11 protein-coding genes and 2 pseudogenes are annotated in these 14,124 nt (G+C 74.3%); 8 read left to right on the plus strand and 5 right to left on the minus strand.

Features of this window, described 5'->3' with window-relative positions; translation table 11 throughout:
• Nucleotides 1-233: 233 nt before the first annotated feature.
• The gene (locus tag ABEB13_RS27615) at nucleotides 234-1,427 is read left to right on the plus strand and encodes an RtcB family protein (RefSeq protein WP_345707611.1); all 1,194 of its coding nucleotides are present in this window, start codon (nucleotides 234-236) and stop codon (nucleotides 1,425-1,427) included.
• Between the two features lie 78 nt (nucleotides 1,428-1,505).
• On the opposite strand, the gene ABEB13_RS27620 is transcribed toward ABEB13_RS27615, so the two are convergent.
• Entirely contained in the window at nucleotides 1,506-1,820 is a 315-nt protein-coding gene (locus ABEB13_RS27620; RefSeq protein ID WP_345707612.1) for a branched-chain amino acid transporter permease, read from the minus strand.
• Nucleotides 1,810-2,523, minus strand: coding sequence for an AzlC family ABC transporter permease (locus ABEB13_RS27625; RefSeq protein WP_345707613.1), 714 nt, complete (start codon nucleotides 2,521-2,523; stop codon nucleotides 1,810-1,812). Before ABEB13_RS27625 ends, ABEB13_RS27620 begins: the two co-directional genes overlap by 11 nt.
• A 250-nt stretch (nucleotides 2,524-2,773) precedes the next feature.
• Here ABEB13_RS27625 and ABEB13_RS27630 point away from each other — a divergent pair.
• Nucleotides 2,774-3,567: pseudogene (locus tag ABEB13_RS27630) on the plus strand (glutaminase).
• Nucleotides 3,568-3,652: 85 nt separating this feature from the next.
• Here ABEB13_RS27630 and ABEB13_RS27635 read toward each other — a convergent pair.
• Complete coding sequence (locus ABEB13_RS27635; protein WP_345707614.1) at nucleotides 3,653-3,931, minus strand: HPr family phosphocarrier protein; 279 nt, start codon at nucleotides 3,929-3,931, stop codon at nucleotides 3,653-3,655.
• 55 nt (nucleotides 3,932-3,986) lie between these two features.
• On the opposite strand from ABEB13_RS27635, the pseudogene ABEB13_RS27640 reads away from it, so the two are divergent.
• From ABEB13_RS27640 to ABEB13_RS27660, 5 genes and pseudogenes are all read left to right on the plus strand, one after another.
• A pseudogene (locus ABEB13_RS27640) lies at nucleotides 3,987-6,913 on the plus strand (bifunctional acetate--CoA ligase family protein/GNAT family N-acetyltransferase).
• Nucleotides 6,914-7,026: 113 nt separating this feature from the next.
• Complete coding sequence (locus ABEB13_RS27645; RefSeq protein WP_100888261.1) at nucleotides 7,027-7,617, plus strand: DUF5998 family protein; 591 nt, start codon at nucleotides 7,027-7,029, stop codon at nucleotides 7,615-7,617.
• A gap of 14 nt (nucleotides 7,618-7,631) precedes the next feature.
• Entirely contained in the window at nucleotides 7,632-8,789 is a 1,158-nt protein-coding gene (locus ABEB13_RS27650) for an alkaline phosphatase family protein (protein ID WP_345707615.1), read from the plus strand.
• A 50-nt stretch (nucleotides 8,790-8,839) separates the two neighbouring features.
• Entirely contained in the window at nucleotides 8,840-9,499 is a 660-nt protein-coding gene (locus tag ABEB13_RS27655) for a thymidine kinase (RefSeq protein WP_100888259.1), read from the plus strand.
• A gap of 94 nt (nucleotides 9,500-9,593) precedes the next feature.
• Nucleotides 9,594-10,454, plus strand: coding sequence for a sulfurtransferase (locus tag ABEB13_RS27660; RefSeq protein WP_380232100.1), 861 nt, complete (start codon nucleotides 9,594-9,596; stop codon nucleotides 10,452-10,454).
• An 84-nt stretch (nucleotides 10,455-10,538) separates the two neighbouring features.
• Here ABEB13_RS27660 and sepH read toward each other — a convergent pair whose 3' ends face one another.
• Nucleotides 10,539-11,612, minus strand: a complete 1,074-nt coding sequence (gene sepH, locus ABEB13_RS27665) for a septation protein SepH (protein WP_100888258.1) — start codon at nucleotides 11,610-11,612, stop codon at nucleotides 10,539-10,541.
• A 437-nt stretch (nucleotides 11,613-12,049) separates the two neighbouring features.
• On the opposite strand from sepH, the gene ABEB13_RS27670 reads away from it, so the two are divergent.
• Nucleotides 12,050-12,793: a hypothetical protein gene (locus ABEB13_RS27670; RefSeq protein WP_345707617.1), complete on the plus strand. Its 744-nt coding sequence runs from the start codon at nucleotides 12,050-12,052 to the stop codon at nucleotides 12,791-12,793.
• Between the two features lie 6 nt (nucleotides 12,794-12,799).
• On the opposite strand, the gene ABEB13_RS27675 is transcribed toward ABEB13_RS27670, so the two are convergent.
• On the minus strand, nucleotides 12,800-14,116 hold the full coding sequence (locus tag ABEB13_RS27675; protein WP_345707618.1) for a D-arabinono-1,4-lactone oxidase: 1,317 nt from the start codon (nucleotides 14,114-14,116) through the stop codon (nucleotides 12,800-12,802).
• Nucleotides 14,117-14,124: the final 8 nt, after the last annotated feature.

Genomic DNA, 14,124 nt, shown 5'->3' on the forward strand with positions numbered 1-14,124 from the left:
CGTGGCTAGATGTTCCCCGGCACACACACGGCACGGCGGAGAGGAGGCGGTCACCATGCGGGTCGAGTTGTACAGGCGCTCCCCACGACGCACCGCCCTCCCGGGCTCTCCCGCCGCCCCGCGCCGCGCGCGCTGAGCGCACCGCCCACCGGCTTCCCCGAACCGTGCCGGGACCTTTCGCACGGTGATTCCCGCATACGCTTGAACCCACCGACCCCTGGAGGTCGTTCACCATGTCGTACACCGAGGTACCCGGCGTCCGGGTCCCCATCCGGATGTGGACCGATCCGGCCACCGTCGAGGGCCAGGCCCTGCAGCAGCTGCGCAACATCAGCACCCTGCCGTGGCTGCACGGCCTCGCCGTGATGCCCGACGTGCACCTGGGCAAGGGTGCGACCGTCGGCTCGGTGATCGCGATGAACGGCGCGGTCTGCCCGGCCGCGGTCGGCGTCGACATCGGCTGCGGAATGACGGCGGTCAGGACCTCGCTCACCGCGAAGGACCTGCCGGACGACCTGTCGCGGCTGCGTTCCAAGATCGAGCAGGCCATCCCGGTCGGCCGGGGACTGCACTCCGACCCGGTCGACCCGCGGTCGCTGCACGGCTTCGCCACGGCGGGCTGGAGCGCCTTCTGGGACCGCTTCGACGGCATCGCCTCCGAGGTGCGCTGGAAGCGCGAGCGGGCGGCGCAGCAGATGGCGACCCTCGGTGGAGGCAACCACTTCATCGAGGTCTGCGTCGACGACACCGGTGCCGTCTGGCTGATGCTGCACTCCGGTTCGCGCAACATCGGCAAGGAACTCGCCGAGCACCACATGGGCGTGGCCCGGTCGCTGCCGCACAACCAGGGCCTGATCGACCGCGACCTCGCGGTCTTCATCGCGGACACCCCGCAGATGAACGCCTACCGCCAGGACCTCTTCTGGGCGCAGGAGTACGCCAAGAACAACCGGGCGATGATGATGGCGCTCTTCCAGGACGTGGTGCGCCGCGAGTTCCCGAAGGCGAAGCCGGTCTTCGACGAGATGATCAGCTGCCACCACAACTACGTGGCGGAGGAGCGGTACGACGGCGTCGACCTGCTCGTGACCCGCAAGGGCGCGATCCGGGCGGGCTCCGGCGACTACGGCATCATCCCGGGCTCGATGGGCACCGGTTCGTACATCGTGCGCGGTCTCGGCAACGAGTCCGCGTTCAACTCCGCCTCGCACGGCGCCGGCCGCAGGATGAGCCGGACGGCGGCGAAGAAGAAGTTCACCACCCGGGACCTGGTCGAGCAGACGAAGGGCGTGGAGTGCCGCAAGGACTCCGGCGTCGTCGACGAGATCCCCGGCGCGTACAAGTCCATCGAGAAGGTGATGGACCAGCAGAAGGACCTGGTCGAGGTGGTCGCCCACCTCAAGCAGGTCGTCTGCGTGAAGGGCTGACCCCCGGCCGGGGTGCGCGCGACGCGCGCCCCGGCCTTCTCCGCGGGGGCACTCGATTCCTGTCGCGCGCAGCGGTGTTCAGGTCAGCTGCTGCGCCAGCATGTACACCGCGGTGCCGGCGACGATGCTCAGCAGGGCGTTGCGGCGCCAGAGGTGGAGGCCGGCGGTGGCGGCGACGCCCAGGGCCGCCGGAAGGGCGGTCGAGCCGTCGAGGTCGCGCAGGGTGTAGACGACCAGGACGACCATCACCCCGGTCGGCATGGTGGTCGCCAGGAAGGCGATCAGGGCCGACTCGCGCAGCCGCCCCAGCACGGCGAAGGGGGCGGCCCGCAGCGCCACGGTGACCAGGAGCATCACCGCGAGGCCGGCGAGCAGGTAGCGGTCAGTGGGCACGTCGGCTCCTGAGCAGGTGGCGGGCGGCGAGGGTGAGGACGTACAGGCCGAGGGCGACGACCAGCAGCTGGCCCTTGGCGACGACGAGTGCGGTCAGGGCGCAGAGCAGCGCGAGGACGGGGCCGGGGACGTCCCGGGTGGCCCGGTAGCCGTCGATGGCGAGCACCACGAACAGCGCGGTCAGCGCGAAGTCGAGGCCGTGCAGGGTGCCCGGCAGGGCGGCGCCGGCCAGCGCGCCAGTGAGGCCGCCGGCCACCCAGTAGCCCTGGCAGAACGCCTGGACCGCCAGGATGCGGCGGCCGGACAGCCCGGGGCGGGCGGCGCAGAGCGCGTACGCCTCGTCGGTCAGCGCGTACACGCTGTAGGCCTTCGCGAACCGGCCGCGCACCCGGTGCAGCGGGAAGGACAGCCCGTAGAAGACGTGCCGGAAGTTGACCAGGAAGGTGGTCAGGGCGACGGAGGCGAGCGGGGTGAGGGCGAGGAACAGCCCGATCGCCAGGAACTCCAGCGAACCGGCGTAGATCAGCAGCGAGAACAGCGGCGCCCACCACCACGCGAAGCCGCTCTGGGTGAGCAGCACGCCGAAGGCGATGCCGAGCGGGTAGAGGCCGAGGCCGACGCCGAGGGTGTCGCGGGCCGCCGTGCGGACGGGGCGTTCGGGCGGGGCCGCGGCGGTTGCCAGGGTGGGGGAGTCGGTGGTCACCCCGCCCAGGGTAGGTGCGCACCGTTCGTGGACGACAGCGGGTTCCGGTGCGTGGACGCCGGGGGCTTCCGGTGCGTGGACGACGGCGGGTTCCGGCCGGTGGACGGGCCACAATGTCGGCGTGAACGAGGCTGTGGACTACCAGGTGCTGTTGCAGGACGCGATGGAGCAGGCCCGGCGGATGCCGGCGCGCGGCCGGGTGGCGGATTACATCCCGGCACTGGCCGAGGCGGATCCGCTGGCCTTCGGGATGGCGATCGCGACGGTGGACGGCGGGGTGTTCGGCGCGGGGGACTGGCAGCGGCCGTTCTCGATCCAGTCGGTGTCCAAGCTGTTCACGCTGGCGCTCGCGCTGGCCGAGGGCGGCGAGGGGCTGTGGCGGGGGTGGGCCGGGAGCCGTCCGGCAATCCGTTCAACTCGCTCGTCCAGCTGGAGTCGGAGCAGGGCATCCCGCGCAACCCCTTCATCAACGCGGGTGCCCTGGTGGTGACCGACCGGCTGCTGGAGCTGACCGGCGACGCGGTGGGCGCGGTACGGGACTTCCTGCGGACCGAGTCCGGCAACCCGGAGGTGGCCGCGGACGACACGGTGGCCGCCTCGGAGGCGCGGCACGGCCACCGCAACGCCGCGATGGCGCACTTCATGGCGAGCTACGGCAACCTGCGCAACCCGGTGGACAGCGTGCTGGCGCACTACTACGCGCACTGCGCGATCGCGGCGAGCTGCCGGGACCTCGCCCTGGCGGGGTTGTTCCTGGCCCGGCACGGGGTGCGGGTGGACGGCTCGCGGCTGCTGTCGCGCAGCGAGGCGAAGCGGATCAACGCGGTGCTGCTGACCTGCGGGACGTACGACGCCGCCGGGGAGTTCGCCTACCGGGTGGGCCTGCCGGGGAAGAGCGGGGTCGGCGGGGGCGTGCTGGCGGTGCTGCCGGGCCGGGGCGCGGCCTGCGTGTGGAGCCCGGGGCTGGACGCGGCCGGGAACTCGGTGCTGGGGGTGGCCGCCCTGGACGCCCTGACGACGGCGACCGGCTGGTCGGTGTTCTGACCCCGTGACCCCGGGAGAGCATGCCGAAGGGGTGCGCCGCGGTCGGCGGCGCACCCCTTCGGTGCTGGCGTACGGAGCGGTCGGCTCAGGCGGCCGGGAGCTCGTCGAGGCCGCCCTGGACGAGCTGCGCGAGGCGGTCCAGCGCGGCGTCGGCGCCGTCGGCGTCGGAGGCGAGCACGACGGACTCTCCGCCCTGGGCACCGAGGGCGAGCAGGCCGAGCATGGAGCCGGCGTTCACCGGGTTGCCGCCCTCCTTGGCGATGGTGACCGGCACGCCGGTGGCGGTCACGGCGCGGACGAAGATCGAGGCGGGACGGGCGTGCAGCCCTTCGGCCCAACCGATGGTGACGCTGCGCTCTGCCATGGGACGTGCCTTTCGGTGGTGCTGGGTGGAGCTGTGTTGTCTAGACCAGTGTTGCATGCCGTGGACCGATCCGCGCACAGCCCGGGGTACGGATAACCTGGCGCCTGTGGACGACTCCGGGACGGCACCGCACAGCGACGAGACCGGGCCGTCCGACGCGCAGGGACGGACCGGGGCCACCGGCCGGCCGGACGGGACGGACGCCCGCGACCAGCCCGGCTACCCCCGGCACTGGGAGGCCGACGTGCTGCTCCGCGACGGCGGCGCGGCCCGGATCCGGCCGATCACCCCGGACGACGCCGAGCGCCTGGTCGAGTTCTACGGCCAGGTCTCCGACCAGTCGAAGTACTTCCGCTTCTTCGCCCCGTACCCGCGGCTCTCCGACCGCGACGTGCGGCGCTTCACCCACCACGACTACGTGAACCGGGTGGGCCTGGCCGTGGTGGTCCGTGACCGGTTCATCGCCACCGTCCGCTACGACCGGATCGACGAGACCGGCCGGCCGTCCGAGACCGGCACCGACGCCGAGGTCGCCTTCCTCGTCCAGGACGCCCACCAGGGGCGCGGCGTCGCCTCCGCCCTGCTGGAGCACATCGCCGCGGTCGCCCAGGAGCGCGACATCCGCCGCTTCATCGCCGAGGTGCTCCCGGAGAACCGCAAGATGGTGAAGGTCTTCACCGATGCCGGGTACACCCAGCACCGCAGCTTCGCCGACGGCGTCGTCCACCTGGAGTTCGACCTGGAGCCGACCGCCGCCTCGCTCGCGGTGATGCGGGCCCGCGAGCACCGGGCGGAGTCCCGCTCGGTCCAACGGCTGCTCACCCCCGGTCGGTCGCCGTGGTGGGCGTCTCCCGCAACCCCCACTCGGTCGGCCGCGGCCTGCTGCGCAGCCTGGCCGGCTTCCACGGTCCGGTGTACGCGGTGAACCGGGGCCTGCCCGCGGGCACCGTCCTGGACGGCGTCGCCTCCCACCGCTCCCTGCTGGAGATCCCCGGCCCGGTCGACCTGGCGGTGATCGCCGTCCCCGCGGCCGTGGTGCCCTCCGTGGTCGCCGACTGCGGCGCGCACGGCGTCCAGGGCCTGGTCGTGGTCACCGCCGGCTACGCGGAGACCGGCCCCGAGGGCCGCGACCGCCAGCGCGCCCTCGTCCGGCAGGCCCGCGCCGCCGGCATGCGGGTGATCGGCCCGAACGCCTTCGGACTGGTCTCCACCGACCCCGCGCACCCGCTGAACGCCTCGCTCGCCCCGGTGCTGCCCGCCCGCGGCACGCTCGGCGTCTTCTGCCAGTCCGGCGCGATCGGCGTCGCCCTGCTGGAGGCCGCGCACCGGCGCGGACTCGGCGTCTCCTCCTTCGCCTCCGTCGGCAACCGCGCCGACGTCTCGGGCAACGACCTCCTCCAGTACTGGGAGGAGGACGACGCCACCCACGCCGTGCTGATGTACATGGAGTCCTTCGGCAACCCGCGCAAGTTCACCCGGATCGCCCGGCGGCTCGCCGCCGCCAAGCCGGTCGTCGTGGTCAAGGGCGCCCGGCACACCGGCAGCCTGCCGCCCGGCCACGCCGTGCAGCCGGCCGCGAGCCGGCTGAAGGACGCCACCGTGGACGCGCTGTTCCGGCAGGCCGGCGTCGTCCGGGTGGAGACCATCACCGAGCTGTTCGACACCGGTGAGCTGCTGGCCCGCCAGCCGCTGCCGGCCGGCGACCGGGTCGCGGTGGTCGGCAACTCCGACTCGCTCGGCCTGCTCACCCACGACGCCTGCCTCTCCAGCGGGCTCCGCCCCCGCACCCCGGTCGACCTGACCACCGCCGCGACCGGCGAGAACTTCCGGATCGCGCTCGGCGTCGCGCTCGCCGACCCGGCCGTCGACGCGGTGATCGCCGTCGCCATCCCGTCCATCGGCGTGCAGGGCGCCCCCGAGGCCGAGCCGGCCGGCACCGCCCCGGACGTCGACCTGCGCGACGACGACGCGGAGATCGCCGCCGCCCTGCTCGACGCCGGCGCCCGGGCCCGCGAACTCGGCAAGCCGCTGCTGCTCACCCACCTCGCCCTCGGCGGCCTCGCCCACCGGCTGCGCGACGGACGGATCCCCGCCTACCCGGCGCCCGAACGCGCGGTGCACGCCCTCGCGGACGCCGTCCGGTACGCCGAGTGGCGCCGCGAGAGCGCCGAGGCGGAGCGGACGGCCCGCGTCCCGGAGCTCGACCGGATCGACGAGACGGCGGCCCGCGCCCTGGTCGAGGCCGCGCTGGACACCCGCCGGGCGGTCGCCGCCCGCACCCAGCCCGGCGGCGCCCGGATCACCCTGCCCGACGACGAGGCCGCCACCCTGCTCGGCTGCTACGGCATCGAGGTGCGGCCCACCCGGCCCGCCCCCGACGAGGAGAGCGCGCTGCGCGCCGCCGCAGGCCTCGGCTATCCGGTCGCGCTCAAGGCCACCGCCGCGCACCTGCGCCACCGGCCCGACCTCGGCAGCGTCCGGCTCGACCTCACCGACGAGGACGGGCTGCGCCGGGCACACCGCGAACTCGACGCCCTGCTCGGCGGCGCCGCCCAGGCCGAGCTGGTCGTGCAGCAGCTCGCCCCGCGCGGGGTGGACACCGTGATCGGCGCCACCGTCGACCCGGCGGCCGGCACCATCCTCAGCTTCGGGCTGGCCGGCGCCCCCGCCGAACTGCTCGGTGATGTCGCCCACCGTCTGGTGCCCGCCACCGACCAGGACGTCGCCGCCCTGATCCGCGAGGTGCGCGCCGCGCCGCTGCTGTTCGGCTGGCGCGGCGCCGACCCGGTCGACACCGCGGCCCTGGAGGACCTGCTGCTGCGGGTCTCCCGGCTCGTCGACGACCTGCCGGAGGTCGCCGCCGTCGATCTCGAACCCGTGGTCGTGGCCCCGCACGGGCTTGCGGTTCTCGGGGCGCGCGTACGGATCGCCCCGCTGCCGGTGCGCACCGATCTGGGACCGAGGGCCATGAGCAGCCTGTAGCCTTGCCTGGCTGCGCCCGACGGCGCGCTGTTGGACAGCCCCCGCGCGAGGGGCCCCCGGAAGCTCGGCGCAGTGCCGCCCGCTTCGTCGGCGGGACATGCCAGGATGGAGACATGGCGAAGACCGGTACCACCACGACACAGGACCTGCGGTCCGCGATCGAGCGCAGTGGCTACTACCCGGCTCTGGTGTCGGAGGCCGTGGAGTCCGCGGTGGGCCCCGAGCCGATCACGTCCTACCTGGTGCACCAGGAGACCACCTTCGACGCCAACGAGGTCCGCCGGCACGTCACCGTGCTGGTGCTCACCCCGTCCCGGTTCGTGGTCAGCCACACCGACGAGCAGAACGGCGACGCCGCGACGCCCGTCCCGTTCGCGACGACGTCCACCGAGAGCGTCCGGCTGGACCGGATCAACTCGGTGGTGCTGAGCCGCATGGTCGCCAACCCGGAGACCTACACCCCGGGCACGCTGCCGCGCGAGGTCGTGCTGACCATCGGGTGGGGCGCCGTGCAGCGCCTCGACCTGGAGCCGGCCGGCTGCTCCGACCCGAACTGCGACGCCGACCACGGCTACACCGGTTCGGCGACCGCGGACGACCTGTCGCTGCGCGTCAGCGAGGCCGGCGACGGCCCGGAGACGGTCGCCCAGGCGCTGGTGTTCGCCCGGGCGCTGTCCGAGGCCACCGTCACCGGCCGGGTCTGAGGCCGCCGCCCCACATGCTCGGTTACGACTCCTTCGAGATCCTCGATCCCTCCGACGCACCGGCCCCCGCGTACGGCTGCGGCTCGCTCGCCGACCTGCTGCCGTCGGTGGCGGCCGGCTTCGGCGTGCCCGGGTTCACCGGCGGCCTGCCGCTGGAGCCCGCCGACCGGGTCTGCGTCTTCCTGGTGGACGGGATGGGCTGGGAGCTGATCCGCCGCCACCCCGAGTACGCGCCGTTCCTGACCTCGCTGACGGCGGGGGCGAGCCCGATCACGTCCGGCTTCCCGTCCACCACGGCGACCTCGCTGGCCTCGGTCGGCACCGGCCTCACCCCCGGTGTGCACGGCCTGGCCGGGTACACCGTCCGGATCCCCGGCCGCAACCAGCTGATGAACCAGCTGCGCTGGCAGCCGCCTGTCCCGCCGCGCGAGTGGCAGCCGCACCCGACGGTCTTCGAGCAGGTGGACGCGGCCGGTGTCGCCACCGCTCAGGTCTCCTCGCCGCTGTTCGCACAGACCCCGCTGACCCAGGTCGCGCTCTCCGGCGGCACCTTCCTGGGCCGCACCACCGGCGAGGAGCGGATGGACCTCTCGGCCCGCTGGCTGGCCGAGCACGACCGGGCGCTGGTCTACACGTACGTCAGCGAACTCGACGGCGCCGGGCACCGGTTCGGGGTCGACTCGGACGAGTGGCGGATGACCCTCAACACAGTCGACCGGCTGGTGAAGCGGCTCGCCGAGCAGCTGCCGCCGCGCTCCGCGCTGTACGTGACGGCCGATCACGGCATGATCGACATCGCGCCCGAGGACCGGATCGACTTCGACGAGGACTGGGAGCTCTCGGCCGGCGTCGCCCTGCTGGGCGGCGAGGGCCGGGCCCGGCACGTCTACGCCGTGCCGGGGGCCGCCGCCGACGTCCACACCGTCTGGAGCGAGGTGCTCGGCGACCGGATGTGGGTGGCCACCCGCGACCAGGCGATAGCCGCGGGCTGGTTCGGCCCCGAGGTGGACGACCGGGTCCGCGAGCGGATCGGGGACGTGGTGGCCGCGGCCCGGGACGACATCGCGGTGGTCGCCTCCCGCGCCGAGCCGGGCGAGTCCTCGATGATCGGCCTGCACGGATCGATGACCCCGGTCGAGCAACTGGTGCCGCTGCTCGAAGTCCGCGCCTAGCCGCGCCGCCCGCCCCGCCCGACCCCGACCGAAAGGCCCCCGCCCCACCCATGGCTGAACTGGTGTTCTTCTCGGGAACGATGGACTGCGGCAAGTCGACGCTGGCCCTCCAGATGGACCACAACCACGCGGCGCGCGGTCGGCAGGGCATCATCTTCACCCGCCACGACCGGGCCGGTGCGGCGACCCTCTCCAGCCGGCTCGGGCTGCAGGCCGACGCCGTCGAGGTGGCCGACGACTTCGACTTCCAGGCGCACGTCGTGCACCTGCTGTCGGCCGGCGGCAAGGCCGACTACCTGATCTGCGACGAGGCCCAGTTCTTCTCCGCCCAGCAGATCGACCAGCTCGCCCGGGTGGTCGACGAACTCGGCATCGACGTCTTCACGTTCGGCATCACCACCGACTTCCGCACCCGGCTGTTCCCGGGCTCGCAGCGGCTCATCGAACTCGCCGACCGGGTCGAGGTCCTCCAGGTCGAGGCGCTCTGCTGGTGCGGCGCCCGGGCCACCCACAACGCCCGGACGGTCGGCGGGGTGATGGTCGTCGAGGGTGCCCAGGTGGTGGTCGGCGACGTGGCCGTGGCCGAGGACCAGATCGGCTACGAGGTGCTCTGCCGCCGCCACCACCGGCGCCGGCTCACCGCCGCGACCGCCCGCGCCGCCGTGCTGTCCCCGGACGTGCTCCCCTTCGGGGACCAGCCGCACCGCTGACCCGCCGCACCGCCGGCGGGCCACCATGACGATCGTGTGGCAGCCGGCGCCCCTGCCGCGTACGCCGCCGCCGGGCGGGCCGGGAGCCTGCACAATGGCCCCCATGACGTCATCTGCCGCCCCCTCCCCGCTGATTCCGGTCGACGGGCTCGCCGCCGCGCTCGACTCGGGCCGCCCGCCCGTCCTGCTCGACGTCCGCTGGCAGCTCGGCGGTCCGCCCGGCGCCGGGGAGTACGCCGCCGGGCACCTGCCGGGCGCCCACTACGTCGACCTCGACCGGGAGCTCGCCGCCCCGCCCGGCCCGGCCGGGCGCCATCCGCTGCCCGACCCCGAGGTGTTCGGCGCCGCGCTCCGCCGCGCCGGCGTCACCGACGACCGCCCGGTGGTGGTCTACGACGCCGGGCCCGCGACCTCCGCGGCCCGGGCCTGGTGGCTGCTGCGCTGGGCCGGGCACCGCGACGTCCGCGTCCTGGACGGCGGCCTGGCCGCCTGGCGCGCGGCCGGTCTGCCGGTGACCGACGAGCAACCGGCCGCCGAGGACGGCGACTTCACGCCGGTGCCGGGCGGGCTGCCGATCCTGGACGCGGCCGGGGCAGCCGCCCTCGCCCGTACCGGGCTGCTGCTGGACGCCCGGGCCGGCGAGCGCTACCGCGGCGAGGTGGAGCCGGTCGACCCGCGGGCCGGCCACATCCCCGGCGCGGTCTCCGCTCCGACCACCGACAACCTGGGGCCGGACGGGCGCTTCCGCAGCCCCGCCGAGCTGGCCGAGCGGTTCGCCGGGCTCGGCGCCGACGGCCGCCCGATCGGTGTCTACTGCGGCTCCGGGGTCACCGCCGCCCACGAACTGCTGGCCCTGGAGAGCGCCGGCCTCACCGCCGCGCTGTACCCCGGCTCCTGGAGCGAGTGGTCGGCCGATCCTGCCAACCCGGCGGCCACCGGCCCGCAGCCGGGCTGACCGGCCCGCCACCGGCCCGCGACGCACCGGAGGGCCCCGCCGATCGGCGGGGCCCTCCGGTGTCGGTCGTGCCTGCGGTCCCCGCTACTCCTGCTTCTTGCGCCGGCTGCCGAAGACGATCTCGTCCCAGCTGGGCACGGTGGCCCGGCGGCCGGGCCGGACGCCGTCCGCCTCGGCCTGGCGGTCGGTGGTGCCGACCAGCCGCTCCCGGTGCGGCGCCACCGCGCGCGGCGGCATCAGGATGTCCGCGTACGCCGATCCGGCGCCGATGCCCGCCGCAGGGGCGGCCGGCTCCTCCGGTTCCTCCGGCTCCTCGACGGTGACCGGCTCCGGTGCGGGGCCGATCGCCAGGTCCCCGCGGTAGGCGGGCACCACGTCGAGCAGACTGGTCAGCGAGTCGCGGTGCTCCGCGGACGCCTCCCTGGCCTCGCGCACCTCGCGGCCGGACATGATCCGGTCGGCCGAGGGCCGCTCGATCATGGGCCGGGCCGGCCGGTCCTGGGGGAGCCGGGCGATCCGCGGGATGAACGGGAAGACCGAGTCCTCCTCGCGGTCGACGTTCTCGCCGATCAGCGCACGGGCCTCGTCGTCGTTCGGCTGCACCAGCCGGCGCGGCGGGTCGTACGTCCAGCTCGCGCGGCGGTGCTCGCCGTCCGCGCGGTAGACGAGGATGACCTCCCAGGTGCCGTCGTCGCGGCGCCAGGAGTCCCACCGTTCGGTGTCCTTCTCGGCGGCGCGCAGCGTCAGCCGCTCGGCCACCGCCTCGCCCAGCTGGGGGCCGGTGGACTCGCCGTGCCGCCGGATCGCGGTCTTCCGCGCCCGCTCGGCCATGAACGCCCGCTCGGCCAGGACGGGGCCCTCGAAGCGGCGGACCCGCTCGACCGAGATGCCCGCGGCCTGCGCGACCTCCTCGGCGGAGGCACCGGCTCGTATCCGGGCCTGGATGTCACGGGGCCGGAGATGGGACTCGACCTCGATCTCGATCTGGCCGAGGCGCGGACGGTCGCCACGGACGGCGGCGCGCAGCCGCTCGTCGATGGGAAGGGTGTACTCCGTGCTGTCGGCAGCCTTGAGCACCAGCCGTGTGCCGTCGTTGCTGACGGCCACAACCCGCAGTTCGGGCACGGTTACCTCCCGGGTGGTGCCTGCCGACGTCACCTGCGTCGCTGCTCCCGTACTGAGTGTGGCCTGCCCGCCTGCGACTGGCCACAACCTTGCAGAGTTACCCGGCGTGTCGGGCTTCGACCCGGGCACGCCGCTGTGGCACGGTTGCCTGTTCGCCACGCCGCCGGTCGACGTCGCGCCCGGGCCCCTCGACCGCCGTCTGACGGGTCGTCGACAGAATCACCGAAGGCTCAGGCCCCACGAACAGTACTCCATTCGTGGCACCTGGCGGGGCGGCTCGCCGCTCAAGTCTCCCCCGAATCACCGGATTCTCAAGCGCGGGCACACCGGGGACCGGGTGTCCGATCAGCCGACGGTGATCATCTTCACATATGTGGACCGGAAAGAACCAGGATTTCGCCCGTTGTGTCCTTCTCCGGGCAGGATGGACAGGATTGTTCGAATTTCCGCGCGTCGACCGAGGGAAGCTGATGCCGCAGCAGAGGGAACGGAGCGGGCCGCAGAACGGCCGGCGGATCGATCTGAGCCTGGCCCAGGTGGCCGCCGCCGCGCTGGCCGCGGTGGTGGGTGCCGTCCTGGCCTCGGAGCTCGGCGTGTACGGGACGGTGGTCGGCGCGGCCGTGGTCTCGGTGGGCGCGACCACCGGCGGCGCGCTGTTCCAGCACGCCTTCCGCAGCACGGGGGAGCGGCTGCGGGGCGTGACCGACCGGACGGGCGCCGTGCGCGCGACCCCGGTGCCGGCCGAGTCCCCGGACGGCTGGAACGAGTCGGCCGTGCTGCGGGCCCGCAGCACGCGGATCCTCCGGCCGCGGACCTGGCGGGGCTGGGCCGCGGTGACCGGGCTGGTCTTCGCGCTGGCGATGGTGCCGATCGTGGCCGTCGAGGCCGCCGTCGGCAAGCCGATGCACGACATCACGACCGGCGGCTCGGGCAGCGGCACCTCGCTCAATCCCGGCAGCGGCCGCACCGTCGTCCCGCCGGCCGAGCCGGGTCCCTCCGGTGCGCCGTTCGGGGGCAGCACCGGCCACAGTCCCTCGCAGGCCCCGCACAGCCCCTCCGCGACGCCCTCCGGGGCCGCCTCCGCCGCGCCCGACCCGTCGGCCCCCGCCGACAGCCCGGCCGCGAGTCCCACCGAGGAGCCCGCCGTCCCGAGCGCCGGAGCCTCCTCGCCGGCGCCCGCCGCCGGCTCGCCGGCCGCGGGCGCCGCGGGCTGAGGCGGCTCAGGCGCCCAGCACCCGCCGCAGGTAGTCGTTGGCGAACACCCGGCCCGGGTCGACCTTGTCGCGCAGCGCCGTGAAATCGCCGAAGTGCGGGTACACGCCGGCCAGGTACTCGGAGTCCCGGGTGTGCAGCTTGCCCCAGTGCGGGCGGCCGGCATGTGCCGTCATCAACCGCTCCACCTCGGTGAAGTAGCTCTGCTCGGCGGTGCCGCGGTACAGGTGGACGGCGATGTAGACGCTGTCGCGGCCGCTCGCGGTGGACAGCCACAGGTCGTCGGCGGGCGCCACCCGCACCTCCACCGGGAAGCTGATCCGCCAGTCGGATCGCTCCACCAGCGCCTTCAGCTCCCGCAGCACCGTGGTGGCCGCCTCCCGCGGCACCGCGTACTCCATCTCGATGAAGCGGACGGTGCGCGGGCTGGTGAACACCTTGTACGCGGTGTCCGTGTAGGTGCGCTCCGACCAGGCCCGGCTGGCGACCTGGGCGATCGTCGGGATCGTGCCGGGGAAGCGCCGGCCGACCCGGCAGGCGCCCTCCCAGACGGTGTTGGAGAGGAAGTCGTCGTCCAGCCAGGCCTTGAAGGCGGGCAGCGGCGCGGCCGGGCCCTGGCTGCGGTTGTTGCGCTTGGTGGAGCAGCGGTCGGTGTGCGGGAACCAGTAGAACTCGAAGTGCTCGTTGACCGCCGTCAGGTCGTCGAAGCCGTCGAGCACCTCGTCGAAGGACATCGGCTTCTCGTGCGCGGTGAGCAGGAAGGCCGGCTCCACGCCGAAGGTGATCGCGCTGACCACGCCGAGCGCGCCCAGGCCCAGCCGGGCGCCCTGGAACAGCTCCGGGTTCTCGGTCGGCGAGCACTGCTGCACCGAGCCGTCCGCGAGGACGATCTCCACCGCCCGGATCTGGGCCGCCAGCGACCCGGAGTCCCGGCCGGTGCCGTGCGTGCCGGTGCTGGTCGCGCCGGCGACGGTCTGCACCTCGATGTCGCCCATGTTGGTGAGCGAGAGCCCGGCCGCGGCCAGCAGCCGGTTCAATCGGCTCAGCGGCAGTCCGGACTCCACCGTGACGGTGCCCGCCTCGCGGTCCAGCTCGCGGACGGCGGTCAGCGCGTCCGGCCGGACGAGCACGGCGTCGCCGGCCGAGGCGATCGCGGTGAACGAGTGGCCGGAGCCGACCGCCTTGACCCGCCGCCCCTGGTCGGCGGCCCGCCGGACGGCGGCGCCGATCTCCTCGGCCGAAGCCGGGGCGATCACCTCGGCCGGCCGGGCGCTCTGGTTGCCGGCCCAGTTGGTCCAGGTTCCGGCGGCGGTGCCGTGGGGCATGCGGGGTG

Origin of the sequence: Kitasatospora paranensis (assembly GCF_039544005.1) — a bacterium.
In the GTDB taxonomy this organism is placed as follows: Bacteria; Actinomycetota; Actinomycetes; order Streptomycetales; family Streptomycetaceae; genus Kitasatospora; species Kitasatospora paranensis.